General features: G+C 72.6%; 14 protein-coding genes. 8 read left to right on the forward strand and 6 right to left on the reverse strand.

All coding sequences use genetic code 11. The annotated features are described in order from the left end of the window. Positions 1 to 132 precede the first annotated feature (132 nt). The 7 genes from MTP10_RS23545 to MTP10_RS23575 all read left to right on the forward strand — a co-directional run bounded on the left by MTP10_RS23545 (position 133) and on the right by MTP10_RS23575 (position 8,240). Entirely contained in the window at positions 133 to 2,724 is a 2,592-nt protein-coding gene (locus MTP10_RS23545) for a GNAT family N-acetyltransferase (RefSeq protein ID WP_310711761.1), read from the forward strand. Positions 2,725 to 2,910: 186 nt separating this feature from the next. Next, the gene (locus MTP10_RS23550) at positions 2,911 to 3,951 is read left to right on the forward strand and encodes a zinc-dependent alcohol dehydrogenase family protein (RefSeq protein ID WP_310711762.1); all 1,041 of its coding nucleotides are present in this window, start codon (positions 2,911 to 2,913) and stop codon (positions 3,949 to 3,951) included. 233 nt (positions 3,952 to 4,184) lie between these two features. Then, positions 4,185 to 4,721 carry a TlpA disulfide reductase family protein gene (locus MTP10_RS23555; RefSeq protein ID WP_310711763.1) on the forward strand — a complete coding sequence of 179 codons (537 nt, stop codon included), beginning with the start codon at positions 4,185 to 4,187 and terminating at the stop codon, positions 4,719 to 4,721. Positions 4,722 to 4,835: 114 nt separating this feature from the next. Further along, the gene (locus MTP10_RS23560; RefSeq protein ID WP_310711764.1) at positions 4,836 to 5,039 is read left to right on the forward strand and encodes a hypothetical protein; all 204 of its coding nucleotides are present in this window, start codon (positions 4,836 to 4,838) and stop codon (positions 5,037 to 5,039) included. Positions 5,040 to 5,308: 269 nt separating this feature from the next. After that, positions 5,309 to 5,884, forward strand: a complete 576-nt coding sequence (locus MTP10_RS23565; RefSeq protein WP_310711765.1) for a redoxin domain-containing protein — start codon at positions 5,309 to 5,311, stop codon at positions 5,882 to 5,884. Beyond that, the gene (locus tag MTP10_RS23570; protein WP_310711766.1) at positions 5,881 to 7,791 is read left to right on the forward strand and encodes an ABC transporter ATP-binding protein; all 1,911 of its coding nucleotides are present in this window, start codon (positions 5,881 to 5,883) and stop codon (positions 7,789 to 7,791) included. Before MTP10_RS23565 ends, MTP10_RS23570 begins: the two co-directional genes overlap by 4 nt. Then, on the forward strand, positions 7,788 to 8,240 hold the full coding sequence (locus tag MTP10_RS23575; protein WP_310711767.1) for a S26 family signal peptidase: 453 nt from the start codon (positions 7,788 to 7,790) through the stop codon (positions 8,238 to 8,240). Before MTP10_RS23570 ends, MTP10_RS23575 begins: the two co-directional genes overlap by 4 nt. A gap of 277 nt (positions 8,241 to 8,517) precedes the next feature. Here the strand turns inward: MTP10_RS23575 and MTP10_RS23580 are convergent, their stop codons facing one another. The 4 genes from MTP10_RS23580 to MTP10_RS23595 all read right to left on the reverse strand — a co-directional run bounded on the left by MTP10_RS23580 (position 8,518) and on the right by MTP10_RS23595 (position 11,756). Next, positions 8,518 to 8,727: a hypothetical protein gene (locus MTP10_RS23580; protein ID WP_310711768.1), complete on the reverse strand. Its 210-nt coding sequence runs from the start codon at positions 8,725 to 8,727 to the stop codon at positions 8,518 to 8,520. 54 nt (positions 8,728 to 8,781) lie between these two features. Next, a complete protein-coding gene (locus tag MTP10_RS23585) occupies positions 8,782 to 9,357 on the reverse strand; it encodes a YciI family protein (RefSeq protein ID WP_310711770.1) in 576 nt (191 codons plus the stop codon). A gap of 37 nt (positions 9,358 to 9,394) precedes the next feature. Next, positions 9,395 to 10,438: a zinc-dependent alcohol dehydrogenase family protein gene (locus tag MTP10_RS23590; protein WP_310711771.1), complete on the reverse strand. Its 1,044-nt coding sequence runs from the start codon at positions 10,436 to 10,438 to the stop codon at positions 9,395 to 9,397. A 61-nt stretch (positions 10,439 to 10,499) separates the two neighbouring features. Next, on the reverse strand, positions 10,500 to 11,756 hold the full coding sequence (locus tag MTP10_RS23595) for an MFS transporter (protein WP_310711772.1): 1,257 nt from the start codon (positions 11,754 to 11,756) through the stop codon (positions 10,500 to 10,502). Positions 11,757 to 11,892: 136 nt separating this feature from the next. On the opposite strand from MTP10_RS23595, the gene MTP10_RS23600 reads away from it, so the two are divergent. Further along, positions 11,893 to 12,798, forward strand: coding sequence for a helix-turn-helix transcriptional regulator (locus MTP10_RS23600; RefSeq protein WP_310711773.1), 906 nt, complete (start codon positions 11,893 to 11,895; stop codon positions 12,796 to 12,798). 79 nt (positions 12,799 to 12,877) lie between these two features. Here MTP10_RS23600 and MTP10_RS23605 read toward each other — a convergent pair whose 3' ends face one another. Together MTP10_RS23605 and MTP10_RS23610 are read right to left on the reverse strand one after the other, a co-directional pair. Further along, a complete protein-coding gene (locus MTP10_RS23605; RefSeq protein ID WP_310711774.1) occupies positions 12,878 to 13,810 on the reverse strand; it encodes an aminoglycoside phosphotransferase family protein in 933 nt (310 codons plus the stop codon). Positions 13,811 to 13,903: 93 nt separating this feature from the next. After that, on the reverse strand, positions 13,904 to 14,506 hold the full coding sequence (locus MTP10_RS23610; protein ID WP_310711775.1) for a CGNR zinc finger domain-containing protein: 603 nt from the start codon (positions 14,504 to 14,506) through the stop codon (positions 13,904 to 13,906). Positions 14,507 to 14,643 lie beyond the last annotated feature (137 nt).

The raw sequence follows: 14,643 nt of genomic DNA on the forward strand, positions 1-14,643 counted from the left end.
GACGGGGCAGGGACCTTCGGCCGCAAGGCCGGGGACGTCCGGCACTCCGGTCGCGCCCGCCTTTCGGACAGCCTCGGTGGTGACTCGGCAGTGACTCGGTACTGCGCGACAGTGAGAAGCGGGAGATCCGGCATGTCTGAGGGTTACGACGTCCTGCTGCGCGACGGCGGGATCGCCCATGTGCGCCCGCTGCGGCCCGCCGACCGGCAGGCCCTGCACGAGCTGGTGGAGCGCTCCTCGGAGCGTTCGGCGTATCTGCGCTTCTTCACCGGTGGGCGCGGCACCGCGCACGCGTACATGGACCGCATCACCAGCGGCACCTATGGCGGGCATGCGCTGGTGGCCGGCCTGAGAGGTCGGCTGGTCGCGGTCGCCGAGTACATCCCCATCGACGACGGCCACGCCGACCTCTCCATTCTTCTGGACGACTCCATCCACGGGCACGGCCTCGGCACCCTGCTGCTGGAGCACATCGTGCTGGACGCGGCCGCGCACGGGGTACGGGAGCTGGTGGCCGACGTTCTGGGTGAGAACCTGCCCATGCTCCGGGTGCTGCGGGACCTGGGCCTGGACGTCTCCCGACGCTGCGACGGCGGGACGCTGCACCTGGGCATCGCCGTCGAGCCCACCCGCAAGCTGCGCGAGGCCATCTCGGCCCGCGATCACGAGGCCGGGCAGGCATCGCTGGCGCGGGTGCTCGCGCCCCGCTCCGTGGCGGTGATCGGCGCGAGCCGCGACGAGCGGGCCGTCGGGCACAAGGTGCTGCGCAACCTGCTCGACGGCGGCTTCCCCGGGACGATCCACCCCGTCAACCCCAACGCCACGTCGGTGGCGGGCCTTGCCTGCCTCCCCAGGGTGCCTGAGGGGGTCGACCTGGCGGTGGTGGCAGTGCCGGCCCGGCACGTGCTGGAGGTGGCGCGCGACTGCGCGGCGGCAGGGGTGGCCGGGCTGGTGGTGCTCAGCTCGGGGTTCGCCGAGGCCGGGCAGCGGGGCGTGGAATCGGAGCTGCTGACGATCTGCCGAGCGGCCGGTATCCGGTTGATCGGCCCCAACTGCCTGGGCGTGGTCAACACCGGGGCGTGGTTGAACGCCAGCTTCCTGCCGCACCACCCGGTGCGGGGGCGGGTGGCGCTGATGTCGCAGTCGGGCGCCGTGGGGGCGGCGTTGCTGGAGCGCCTGGAGGTCTCCTCGTTCGTGTCGGTCGGCAACAAGGCCGACGTGAGCGGCAACGACCTCCTCGAATACTGGGAGGACGACCCCGGCACCGACGTGATCGCGCTGTATCTGGAGTCGTTCGGCAACCCGCGCAAGTTCGCCCGCATCGCCCGCCGCGTCGGCGCGCGCAAGCCGATCCTGCTCGTCAAGAGCGGCCGCAGCGGGGCAGGCGGCCGGGCGGTGCGCTCGCACACCGCCGCCGCGGCCACGCCCGACGTGGCGGTGGACGCGCTGACGCGCGCTGCCGGTGTCATCCGGCTCGACAGTGTCCATGAGCTGATCGACACCGCCAGGCTCCTGGCCGCCCAGCCGCTGCCCGCAGGACGCCGCGTCGCGATCGTCGGCAACTCGGGCGGCCCGCAGGCCATGGCCGCCGACGCCTGCGAGCAGCACGGTCTCGTCGTTCCGGAGCTGCCGCCCGGTCTGCTGGAGGCCCGCGCCGCCGCCGCGCTGGGCAATCCGGTGGACCTGACCGCGGACGCCACCGCCGCCGAGATCGGCGCCGCCGTCGGGGCGCTCGCCGCCGCGCCGGAGGTGGACGTGGTCCTCGTCGTCTACACGCCGCCGTTCGGAGACGGCCTGGAGGCGAGCCGCCAGGCCATCGCGGACGCCACCAGGGACACGGCCAAGACCGTGCTGGCCTGCGTCATCGGCCATGACGAACTGATCGACGGCCGGGTACCCGCTTACGCCTTCCCCGAGCAGGCGGTCCAGGCCCTCGCCCAGGTGGTGCGCTACGCCGAATGGCGCCGCCGCCCCGCCGAACCACCCGCCGCCCCGCCCTCGGCGGACGAGAGAGCGGCGCGGGAGATCGTCGAAGCGCGGCTGGAGGCAGCACCGGACGGCGACTGGCTGTCCCCCGAGGCCACGGCCCGGTTGCTGGGCTGCTACGGCGTGCGACTGGTGGAGTCGATCGACGCGGACAGCCCCGAGGCCGCCGTCCGGGCCGCCGGGCGTGTCGGGCTGCCGGTGGTGCTCAAGGCCGTCGGTCCCGTGCACAAGAGCGACGTCGGCGGTGTCCGGCTCGACCTGCGGACCCAGGAGGAGGTACGGCTGGCGTATCGCGAGATGTCGGCCCAGATCGGCGACGACATGACCGGCGCGATCGCGCAGCCCCTGTTGCCGGGTGGCGTGGAGATCATCGTGGGCGGTGTCAACTACCCGGCGTTCGGGCCGCTGGTCATGGTCGGCATGGGCGGGGTGATGGCGGACCTGCTGGCCGACCGCGCCTTCCGGGTGCCGCCCGTCGCCGACGCCGCCGACATGATCGGCGAGCTGCGGTGCGCCCCGCTGCTGCACGGCTACCGCGGCTCGCCACCCGCCGACGTCGACGCCCTGGCCGACCAGGTCACGCGGATCGGCAGGCTGCTCGACGACCTGCCGCACGTGGCCGAGCTCGACCTGAACCCCGTCATCGTCACCCCGGACGGCGCGACCACGGTGGACGCGCGGATCAGGGTGGCGCCCTGCGAGCCGCCGCCCTCGCCGCTGCTGCGCCGCCTGCGCTGACCGGCGACTGGTCGAGGACGCCTTCCGCGAGCCGGAACGGGGGCACACGCGAAGTGGCTGCCGTCGTGCGACGCCTCCCGATCCGGCCTCCGGAGGCCAAAGCCGTCCGCGTGAGGGACCTTCGCCCCTGCCCGGTTCGGCCCCTCCCCGACGAGCGTGGGAGAGGAAAGCCGACGAGGAGGCACGATGAAGGCGCTCATCTATCACGGGCCGGGTCAGCGTTCGTGGGAGGAGACCCCCGATCCGCGACTGACCGAGGCGACGGACGCGATCGTACGGGTGGACGCTGTCACCATCTGCGGCACCGACCTGCACATCCTGAAGGGCGATGTGCCCGCCGTACGGCCGGGCACGATCCTCGGCCACGAGGCGGTCGGCACCGTCACCGCGACCGGGACCTCGGTCACCACCGTCGAGCCGGGAGACCGCGTCCTGATCTCGTGCATCTCGGCATGCGGGCGCTGCCGCTACTGCCGGACCGGCATGTTCGGCCAGTGCCTGGGCGGCGGCGGATGGATCCTCGGTCACCGCGTCAACGGCACCCAGGCCGAGTGCGTGTGCGTGCCGTTCGCGGACACCTCCGTCCACCTGCTGCCCCAGGGGGTCTCCGACGAGGCCGCGCTCATGCTGGCCGACATCCTGCCCACCGCCTACGAGGTGGGCGTCCTCAACGGCTGTGTGAGGCCCGGTGACACGGTCGCGGTCGTCGGCGCGGGGCCGATCGGACTGGCCGCCATCACCACCGCCCGGCTCTTCACGCCCAGCCACATCGTCGCCGTCGATCTCGCTCCGGCCCGGCTGGAAGCCGCCGGACGGCTCGGCGCGGACGTGGTCGCCGGCGCCGGTGACGACCCCGCGGCGGCGATCGCCGAGCTGACGGACGGGCTGGGCGCCGACGTCGCGATCGAGGCCGTCGGCGTGCCGGAGACCTTCGAGCTCTGCACCCGCCTGGTGCGGCCCGGAGGCCATGTGGCCAACGTCGGCGTGCACGGGAAACCGGCCACCCTCCATCTGGAGGACCTGTGGATCCGCAACCTGACCATCACGACCGGCCTGGTCGACACCTTCTCCACGCCGGCCCTGCTGGCCATGGTCACCGCCGGACGGCTGGATCCCGGCGGGTTCATCACCCACCGCTTCGCCCTGTGTGACATGACGGCCGCCTACGAGACGTTCGCCGACCCACAGGTGACCGGAGCGCTCAAGGTGGTCCTGTCGCGCGCCTGACCGGCTTCAGCGGGGCGACTTCTTACTCCAGAGCCTGCGTTTCACCGCGAAAGACCCGACATATCCCTTCACACGGCAGACACACCGCAACAAACGACACCCAACAACAACTCATGACAGCAGCAAACCGGCCCAGAAATATCCGGCATTGCGGTTGGACCCCTTTTAAGCGATCATCGTCGAGTGGCCGCGGCCGTACCGGTTCCCGTAGGTTCTGGGAGAGGACGCATTTCGTGATATTCGCTGTTATGGGGCTGGTGCTGGTCGGCGTCGTCAGCGTACTCAACCTGGCGTTCCTTCTGGTCATGCTCCGTCGGTGGCGAGAGCTGGAGGCCACGGGCGGTGGCACGCACGGCGCCGGCATCCGGATGGTCGATCGGATTCCGAGCTTCTCCGCCCGCGCCCTCGACGGCACCACCGTGACGGACGGCACCCTGCTCGGCAAGGAGACCCTGGTCGGGTTCTTCTCGCTCACGTGCAAGGCCTGCGTCGAGGCCGTGCCCGTGTTCGCCGGGCACGCCGAGCGGCTGCGGGCCGACGGAGGAATCTCCCTGGCGATCGTCCACGGCGACGACTCGGCCGGGAGCGAGCTGGCCGCGATGCTCAGCGACGTGATGGACATCGTGATCGCCGAGGACTCGCAGGCCACGCTGTCGAAGCGGTACGGCGTCAAGAACTACCCGACCTACGCCTGGTACGGCCCCAACGGCGTGGTGACCACGGCCGGCGCGGGCGTCGCCGCCCTGCGGACCGAGCTGGTCGCCCCTTAGCGTCCCGAAGGCCCACCCCCATGCCCGCGCGAGCCGCGGCCGCCGTGTTCACCCTTTCGTGGCGGCGCTCGGCCCGTGTGTGGAAAACCGATCCCACCATCCCAAGGAGCGACCATGTTCCAGAGTGTGACCCGGCGCGTCACCCGCGCCGTCGAGGCGCTGCTTCCCACGACCACCGCCGACGCCGGCTGCGCGCCGGACTCGTCGATGGAGTTCAAGATCCAGGGCGGCGTGTGCTTCGGCCGCACCTGCTCGACCAACGGCGCCTGCGTGAAGCACTGCGGCCCCTGGTACAGCTACAGCATGAACTACTGCTGAGGCCCGCCCGTCGCCGACCGGCGTGACACCTGCTTGACACGCCGCGTGGCCGCCCTCGCCGAGGGCGGCCACGCCGGCCCCGGCGCCCCCCGGACGCGCGCTCCCCCTCCTCCGCCAGGGCGCCGCGCGCTCACGCACCGCCGTGGCCTCGGCCGGCGTTCTCAGCGCTCTGATCGTCTTGTTCGACGACATCGCCGCGCTCTTCCCGTCCCCGGTCGCGGCAGGGGACCTCGGCCGGTGAGACGGCGCCGGAGCCGGAAAGGACATCTGTGGAATACCTGGTCGCAGGACTCGTTCTGGTCGCGGCGCTCACCGCGGTGAACCTCGTGCTGACCGTGGCCGTGACGCGTCGCTGGCGTGCCCGTATGAGCGCTCCACCGAGCCCCCACCATCACGGCCCCGCCTCCGTCCACAGGGAACCGGAGCTGGGCATCGCGCCCGGGGACCGGATGCCCGACTTCACCGCGACCACCGCCGACGGCGCCACGGTCACCCGCGCCGAGCTGGCCGGCCGGCCGGCGCTGATCGCCTTCCTGTCGCTGGACTGCGCGAGCTGCGACGACAGCGTGCCCGAGTTCGGCGAGCACGCGCGCCGGGTGCGGGACGCCGGAGGCCAGGTACTGGCCACGGTGGTCGGCGTGGACGCGGCCGGCAGTGAGCTGGCCGCCCGGCTCGTGGGCGTCGCGGACCATGTGGTGCCCGAATTCCTCGACGCGCCGGTCGGCACCGTCTTCGGTGCCCGCTTCTACCCCGGGTTCGCCCTCTACGGCCCCGACGGGGTCGCCACCGCCGCCAGTGTCGGCCTGCAGGGGCTGGCCCGGACCGCGCGGTCTTCGGCGCCGTGAGCGGCGACGATGACGTGACGGAGCCGAGCGTCTCCGTCGTCCGCGGGATGAAGGCGGCCTACGCGCTCGCCTGGCAGGCCTCCCCCGGCATGCTGCTCCTCCAGCTCGTCACGGCGGTGATCAGTGGCGTGGCGCCGGTGGCCACCGCCTGGCTGACCAAGGTCGCCCTCGACGAGCTCACCGCCACCGACCCCCGTACCGGGGCGCTGGTGTGGATGGCGGCCGGCATCGGCGCCCTGGGCATCGCGATGGCCGCCACCTCGGCCGTCACGCAGTACGCGCAGGGACGCGCCCGGCGGGCCATCGGCCTGCACTCGCAGGACCGGCTGTTCGACGCGGTCAACCGGATGAGCGGGCTGGCACGCCTGGAGGAGCCGCGCTTCCACGACCGGCTTCGACTGGCCCAGCAGTCCGCCGAGCACGCCCCGGACCAGCTGATCCACATGGGCCTGTCCAGCCTGCAGGGAACCCTGGGCATCGCCGGGTTCCTGGGCACGCTGGTGGCGATCAACCCGGTCATGACGGCTGCCGCGCTGGTGGCCGCCGCACCCGCGATGATCGCCCATCTGACGCTGAGCCGGCAGCGGGCCGGGCTGATGTGGCGCACCAGCCCCGGCATGCGGCGCAAGATCTTCTACCAGATGCTGCTGACCGACCTGCAGGCCGCCAAGGAGGTCCGCCTGTTCGGGCTGGGCAGCTTCCTGCACGGGCGGATGCTCACCGAACTGCGCGCCGCCAACAACGCCGAGGACCGGCTGGAGCGGGGCGTGGTGCGCGTCCAGGTCTCCCTTGCCGCCCTCGGGGCGCTGCTGTCGGCCGGCGGGCTGCTGTGGGCCGTGCACGCCGCGGCCGAGCGGACGATCAGCATCGGCGACGTGTCGGTCTTCATCGCCTCCCTGGCCGGCCTCCAGGGCGGGCTCAGCGTGCTGGTGCAGGGCATCGCCATGGGACATCAGTCCGCCCTGGTCTTCCAGTACTACCTGACGGTGGTCGAGGTGCGGGACGACCTGGCCGTGCCGTCGCACCCCCGGGAGCTCGCCCCGCTGACCCACTCCATCGAGCTGCGCGACGTGTGGTTCCGCTACGGCGAGGACTTCCCGTGGGTGCTGCGCGGGCTGAACCTGACCATCCCGTACGGCACCAGCGTGGCCGTCGTCGGGCTCAACGGCGCCGGCAAGAGCACCCTCGTCAAGCTGCTCTGCCGGTTCTACGATCCGCAGCGCGGCTCCGTGCTGTGGGACGGGGTGGACATTCGCGACGTTCCGGTGGCGCAGCTGCGTCAGCGGATCGGCGCGGTGTTCCAGGACTACATGGACTACGACCTCACCGCCGCCGAGAACATCGGACTCGGCGACCTGGCGGCGATCGACGACCAGGACCGGGTCCGGGCCGCCGCCGAGCGCGCCGGGGCGCACGAGATCGTCGAGCGGCTGCCGGCCGGCTACCGGACGATGCTGAGCAGGGTGTTCCACGCGGGAGAGGAGGAGGACGGGGACGAGGCCGCGCAGGTGAGCGGCGTCCACCTGTCCGGCGGGCAGTGGCAGCGCCTGGCGCTGGCCCGCGGGCTGATGCGTCAGGGCCGGGATCTGATGATCCTGGACGAGCCCAGCTCCGGGCTCGACGCGGTGGCCGAGGCGGCGGTCCACGACCGGCTGCGGGAGCTGCGCGCGGGGTCCACCAGCGTCCTGGTCTCCCACCGGCTCAGCGCCGTCCGCCGGGCCGACCGGATCGTCGTCGTGCAGGACGGCCAGATCCTGGAGAGCGGCGACCACGCCTCCCTCACCGCGTCCCCGGACGGCGCCTACGCCCAGCTCTTCCGCACCCAGGCGGAGGGGTACCAGGAGGACCCGGCCGCGTCGCCGCCCGGGGAGGACGGCGTGGTGCCGACCACGGTGGCCGCCGGATGAGCCAGGCCCTGGGCTGGGTCGGCGCGGTGGCGCTGGTGATCGGGGCCGTGCCGGCGGCCCGGCTGCTGCTGTCCACCGTCACCGTGCGGGGCGGCAGCATGACCCCGACCCTGCTCCACGGTGATGTGCTGCTGGTGCTGCGCCACCGCCGCCGGGTCCGGGCCGGCCAGATCGTGGTCGTCCGGCGGCCCGACCCGCGTACGGGGTGGGACGGCCCCGTCGCCCCCACCGGGTGGTACGTCAAGCGGGTCGTCGCGGCGGCCGGGGACCCGGTGCCGCCCTGGGTGGCGGGGGATCCGCCCGGCAGCGTGCCGCCGGGCATGCTGGTGCTGCGCGGAGACCACCCCCGCTCGGAGGACTCCAAGCAGTGGGGCCTGTGCCCGGCGGACCGGATGTACGGAGTGGTGCTGCTGCGGCTGCGCACCGGGGGCGAGCACGCCACCGCCTGACACCGGCGCTTCGCTCCGGGCTCTACGCCGGCATCCGGAAGGCCGCTCCCGCCGCGGCCGGCTTCCGCGTGACGCGGCTGCGCCGGGTCGGCAGCCCGAGCGTCGGGTTGACGACCGCCCAGTGAGATGCACTGGTTGACGTAGCGGATCGGCACGTTCGCGAGCTTTCCGCCGGTCAGGCGCGCCGCGATCGCGTCGGCGGCCTGCCACGCGGTCGGACCTCCCGAGGCGGGCGAGGCGCTCGCGCAGCCGGAGTGCTCCGGGCCGGCCGGCGATCTCATAGGCGTGCTCGGCGCGCGGCGCCGTTCGCGTCGGTGACGGTGACGGTCTTGCGGTCGACGTCGACGCCGGTGACCGTCGCGAGCCTCGGTACGACGCCGGTGCCCGCGAACATGTCGCTGAACGGCCCGAGAAGGCGATAGGCGATGGCCTCCAGTCGCGCTCTGGAGTCCTCGAAACGCTCCACGTCGTCCGCGGACAGGGGCATGGCCGGATCCTGGCCCGCGCGGCCGGCCCGGGCCCCGGCACGGTCACGTGCTCCCTACCGCCGCCCGCCGAACTCCCAGTCGTGCACCTCGATGCCGGCGTACCGGTCCGGGGTCAGGAGGGCGCGTGCCGCGTCCGGGTCCGGCGCCCGGACCAGCAGCGCCGTACCCAGCCAGGCGGTGCCGTCGTCGGACAGCAGCGGCCCGTACGCGATCAGCTCGTCCAGCTGGGCCGGGGCGGGCGGCGGGTCGAGGTCGGCGGCCTGCCCGGAGCCGAGGCCCAGCACCAGGTATCGGTTGCCGCCCTCCCGTCCGCCGGGGAACTCCCACATCGTGCGTCCCAGCACGTTGCGCCACCGGCGCAGCACCACGTCCCGGTACACACCGGCCTGATAGTTGGGCTCGTCGAAGACGAACGCGCGCGCGGTGGCGACATCCGGCAGATCGACGATGTGCACGCTGCCGGTGGCCGTGTCGCCGCCACGGCCGAAGGTCGGGCCACGGGCGATCAGCTCCGCCGCGTACCGGTCCATGTAGGACCAGTGCGCTTCCACCAGCTCGGCGCGCAGCGCCGCGGAGTCAGGCCGATCACGGTGATAACAGAAGAACTCCATGCCGAGAGTACCTACCATGGGCCTCACCGGGAGGTGCTCGTCACCATCACCTCTGTCAGGGCTTGACGAGGACCTTGAGGGTCTTGCGGTCGGCCATGTCCCGGTAGCCGGCGGGGACGCCGCCGAGGGTGGTCGTGGCGTCGAAGACCTTCCCCGGCTCGATGGTGCCGTCGAGGATGTCGGGCATCAGCTGCTCGATGTAGGCCCGGACCGGTGCCGGTCCGCCGGCGAGACGCAGGTTGTGGCGGAAGAGGCTGCCGAAGCCGACCGGGGCCTCCTCGTACTGCGGGACGCCGACACGGCTGATCACGCCGCCCGGGCGGACGACCCCGACCGCCTGCTCGTAGGCGGGCATGTTGCCGACGGCCTCCAGGACCACGTGCGTGCCGTGGCCGCCGGTCAGCCCGCGGACCTGGTCGATGCCCTCCTCGCCGCGGGCGGAGACGACATCGGTGGCGCCGAACTCCCGGCCGAGCTCGGTGCGCGCCGTGTGGCGGCCCATGAGGATGATCTGCTCGGCGCCGAGGCGCTTGGCCGACAGTACCGCCAGCAGGCCGACGGCGCCGTCACCGATCACAGTGACGCGGGTGCGCTCGTTCACGCCGCCCGCCACGGCGGCGTGGTAGCCGGTGCCGAACACGTCGGAGAGCGTCAGCAGGGACGGGATGAGGGCCGAGTCCGCAGCGACGGGGAGCTTGACCAGCGTGCCGTCGGCGAGCGGGACGCGGACCGCTTCGGCCTGGCCGCCCTCTTCCGGCTCGCCGTCCCAGAAACCGGCCTCCGGGTGGACGCACGAGGTGTGCAGGCCCTCGCGGCAGAACTCGCAGGTGTTGTCCGAGATGGCGAAGGGAGCGACGACCAGGTCGCCCTTCTTGACGGTTGTCACCTCGGAGCCGGTGTCCTCGACGATGCCGATGAACTCGTGCCCCATCCGTGCGGGACCGTCGGCCGGCGACAGCGAGCCGTACGGCCACAGGTCACTGCCGCAGATGCAGGAGGCGGTGACGCGGACGAGCGCGTCGGTGGGCTGCTTGATGACGGGGTCGGGGACCTCCTCGACCCGGACGTCGCCGGCGCCGTGCAGAAGGGTTGCGCGCATCAGGTGTTCTCCGTTTCGGGTGGTGGTGCAGAAGCAGCGTTTGCCCAGATCAGGCACTAGTTCACTGTGGCTCGTATCGGGCAAATTCCGGGCAAAGGCGGCGGCGCCGGGTGAGGGCCATGGTGACGGTGGGGATCAGGGTCAGTGCGGCGATGGCGGCGCCGACCACGGCGGGACCCGTGGCGCCGAGGGCGGAGCCGAGGGCCAGGCCGGCCAACGAGGAGCCGGCGGCGGTACCGAAGTTGAACGCCGAGACGGTGAGGGCGGACCCCAGGGTGGATGCCTTGCCCGCGAAGCGGACGGCCAGGGAGATCAGCACGGGGTTGGCGCCGAGCCCGAAGAGCCCGAGCAGGGCGACCAGCGCGGCCGTGGGCACGGCGTAGCCGGACAGCAGGCAGATCGCCAGCAGCAGGACCGTGGTCGCCGCGGCCGCCGTGATGGTCGTCGCATGCGGGCGTACGTCGCCCAGACGCCCTCCGACGAGGAAGCCCGCCAGGGCGCCGACGCCGAAGCCGACGAGCACCAGCGGCACGAGGCCGGCGGCGAGGCCGGCCCGGTCGGTCATGAGCGGCGAGACGTAGGAGTACGCCGACAGCACGCCGCCGGTCGTGGTGGCGCACGCCGCCAGCGCCAGCCACAGTCGGCCGGAGCGCAGAGCGGACAGCTCGGACCGGATCGACACCGCCTGACGGCCGGGGCCGTCGTGCGGGACGTAGCGGGCGATCAGTCCCATGGCGGCCACCGCGAGGGCCGCGAGCACCCAGAACGGTCCCCGCCAGCCCATGAGCTGCCCGGCGAGAGCGCCGAGCGGCACACCGACGACGTTGGCGAGCATGGCGCCGGAGCCCACGACGCCCAGGGCGCGGGAGCTCGCGCCGGGGCCGGCGACGCGGGTGGCCACCACGTTGGCCACCGCCCAGAACGCCCCGGTCGCCAGCGCCGTGAGGAACCGCGCCGCCAGCAGCAGCGCGAAGCTGGAGCCGAGCGCGACGATGACATGTCCGGCCGCGAAGACGCACAGGGCCAGGATCAGCGTCGACCGCCTGGGCAGGCGCAGCGTCAGCATCGCGGTCAGCGGCGCGCCGACGATCATCCCGGCCGCGAAGACCGTGATCAGCAGCCCGGCCCGGGCCACGCTCACCCGCAGGTCACCCGCGATCTGCGGCAGCAGGCCCGCCACCACGAACTCGGTCGTGCCCATGAGGAACGTGCCCAACGCCAGCACATGGATGACGAACGGGAGCCGGGCCGGCCGAGGCTCGCGGTCTTCGACGCGCACGTCGCCGGGGGCGTGGAGGACTCCTCCTCGCGTGCTCATGCTTCCATCTCCATCGGGGTCGTGTTCGAGCGGTCGATCCCACGAAACCGGCTGCGCAGCGTGTGGAGAAGGTCGGGTTTATGGGGGGTACAAGCTCAACCTCCCTCCACGGCGGCCGGCGGCTACCGTGGAAGGCATGGACCAGCGACCCGACAACCGCTCCGAGATCCGGGACTTCCTCGCCAGCCGGCGCGCCAAGATCACCCCGGAGCAGGTCGGGCTGCCGACCAGCGGCCGACGCCGGGTTCCGGGGCTGCGGCGCGAGGAGGTCGCCGTTCTCGCAGGCGTGAGCACGGAGTGGTACACGCGGCTGGAGAAGGGCCACATCAGCGGCGTGTCCGAGGACGTGGTCGACGCGGTCGCCCGGGCACTGCACCTGGGAGAGGACGAGCGCACCTACCTGTTCGACCTGGCCCGGTCAGCCCGGCCCGCCCACCGCACGCCGTCCCGGCGCAAGGATGTCGAGGTCGCGCCGCGTGTCCAGTGGCTGCTCGACTCCATGACGATGTCCTCCGCCTCCGTGCAGAACGGCCGCATGGACGTCGTCGCGAGCAACGCGCTGGCCCGAGCCCTGTTCGCGCCGGTGTTCGCCAGTGAGACCATCGGCAGGCGCGGCCGCGCCAACATCGCCCGCTACATCTTCCTCGACCCGGGCGCCCACCACTTCTTCGCCGACTGGGACGCCGCCGCTGCCGCCACCGCCGCGCTGCTGCGCGCCGAAGCCGGGCGCGAGCCCCACGACCGGGCCCTGCGTGAGCTCATCGGCGAGCTGTCCACGCTCAGTCCCGGCTTCCGAGCCCAGTGGGCCGCGCACGACGTCCGTATCCGCCACGACGGCGTCAAGCGGCTGCGGCACCCCGAGGTCGGCCACATGGAGCTGACCTACCAGTCCCTGGACCTGCCGATGTCCAACCGGGCCGTGCACGACCTGACCATCTACACCGCGGAGCCGGGCACCACCTCCGAGGACCGGCTCAAGCTCCTCGCCAGCTTGGCGGCCACCCGCTCCCGGGCAGCGGAGCCCACGAACCAGCCGCGCTGAAGCGCACCGCCCGCGCAGGCGGCATGTCCGTGACCTGCGGCGGCGACCGGACCCGTCCATCTCCATGGACACCGCCGGATCAGGCCAGATCGGCCCAAGGGCTCGGCGGGGCCGAGGCGAAGAAGCGGAGCAGGCCCAGGAGCCGGCCGGCTGGAGGCGCGGTCCAGTGGCGTTCGCCGGGGCGCGGGACGGGATCCGGCAGGCGGCCGAGCGCCCAGGTGAGGTGGAACCACAGCACGCGAGCTTCCCAGCTCGGTGTGCTGGCTGAGGCTCGCTCGCCGATCGCCTGCCGGTAGCCGTCGAGCATGGCCGGGATGCCGGTCAGGGGCATCTTGGCGAAGTCGACAGCAGGGTCGGCCCACTGGGCGTCGCCCCAGTCCACGATGCCGTCCAGCTCGGCCGTCGCCGGGGAGACAAGGAGGTTCTGCGGGGCGATGTCGCCGTGGACCAGGACCGGGGACGGGTCCGCGGGGAGATGCGCCGAGAGCCGGTCGAACCAGCCGGTGAGCCAGCGGGCGGCCTCCGCGTCGATCCAGCCCGCCACGAGAAGACGGTCGGTGAGTGCCCAGGGGTCCGCGTCGTCCTCCACGGGGACGGCAGGAAGGTCAGGCGCGGTGGCCTGGGACAGCCGGTGCAGCTTGGCCAGCTCCCTGCCCACCTGGTGGTGGACACGGGTGGCGTCGGCGGCGGGCAGGTCGAGGCCTGCGAGATCTGTTCCCCGCGCTCGGGCGAGCACCATGTACGGCACGTCCACCACCGAACACGTGTCGTCGAAGGCGACGACTTCCGGCGTCCGCACGCCCGCTTGCAGGGCGGCGGGGATGACCGCGACCTCCTTGACCAGGTCCGGGAGGAACTGCTTGGCCCGTGGGATGCGCAGGACCAGGTCGTCCCCGAGCAGGAAGACGCGGTTGGCCACCCCTGCCGGAAGGGGCCGCACCTGCTCGGCGGTGATCCCGTGCCGAGCGGCGATGGCGGCCAAGGTCTCGTCGCTCGCCTCGAATTCCGACATGATCGAGCATGGTGACACAGACGGCCGGGACCCGTCTCGCGCACCCCTCCGCATGCCGGCCCGCCGCCTCCCGCCGGTCCCCCGCGTGGCGGCTCAGTCACCACTCCCCTGCCGCACCTTGGCGTAGTGGCGGGCGGCTCGTGCCCGGTTGCCGCAGCCGGGTGAGCACCATTCGCGCCGTGGGGTGTCGCGGACGAAGTACAGGATGCAGCCCGGGCCCTCGCAGGCGCGCAGCCGGTGACGCAGGGGCCCGGCGAACAGGTCGACGGCGTCCTCGGCCACGGCTGCGAGTGCGGCCGCGACAGGGCGGCCCGCGGTGCACTCCGTCGTGTGCGGCTCGGGCGTGGTGCGCAACTCCCGCCAGCGCGTGGTGTGGCCGGCGTGACGGTTGAGGGTCGCCACCATGTCCGGATCGGGTGCGCGGTCGTTCACGGCTGCGGCGGCGAGGGCCCGTACGACATCCCGGAGCTCCCTGGCGAGGTGCAGGTCGTGGTCCGTCACGCCGTGGATGTCGGCGTCGGCGAGTCCGACCGCGAGGCGTGGGCGCATGTCGCGCAGCCACGCGGCCAGGTGCTCGACGCTGCGCAAGCCGTCCTTGGGGCGGCCTCTCACCGCGTACGAGGTGTTGCCGAGTTCGATGGCCGGCGGTTCGCCCAGGAACGGAGCGCCGCCATCCGCAAGGTGTGCCACTTCCACCCTTCTAACGCTACATCCAGGTTGACAGCGTTATAAACACCCTGCATATTCTAATGACACAAGGGGTTTCTATCCGTTAGAAACGACCTTCCCGGCAGACGGGCAGCCATGCCCGTCACCAACGCAACCGCATCCAC

The sequence above is a fragment of the Nonomuraea sp. 3-1Str genome (assembly GCF_031570565.1).
GTDB lineage: Bacteria > Actinomycetota > Actinomycetes > Streptosporangiales > Streptosporangiaceae > Nonomuraea.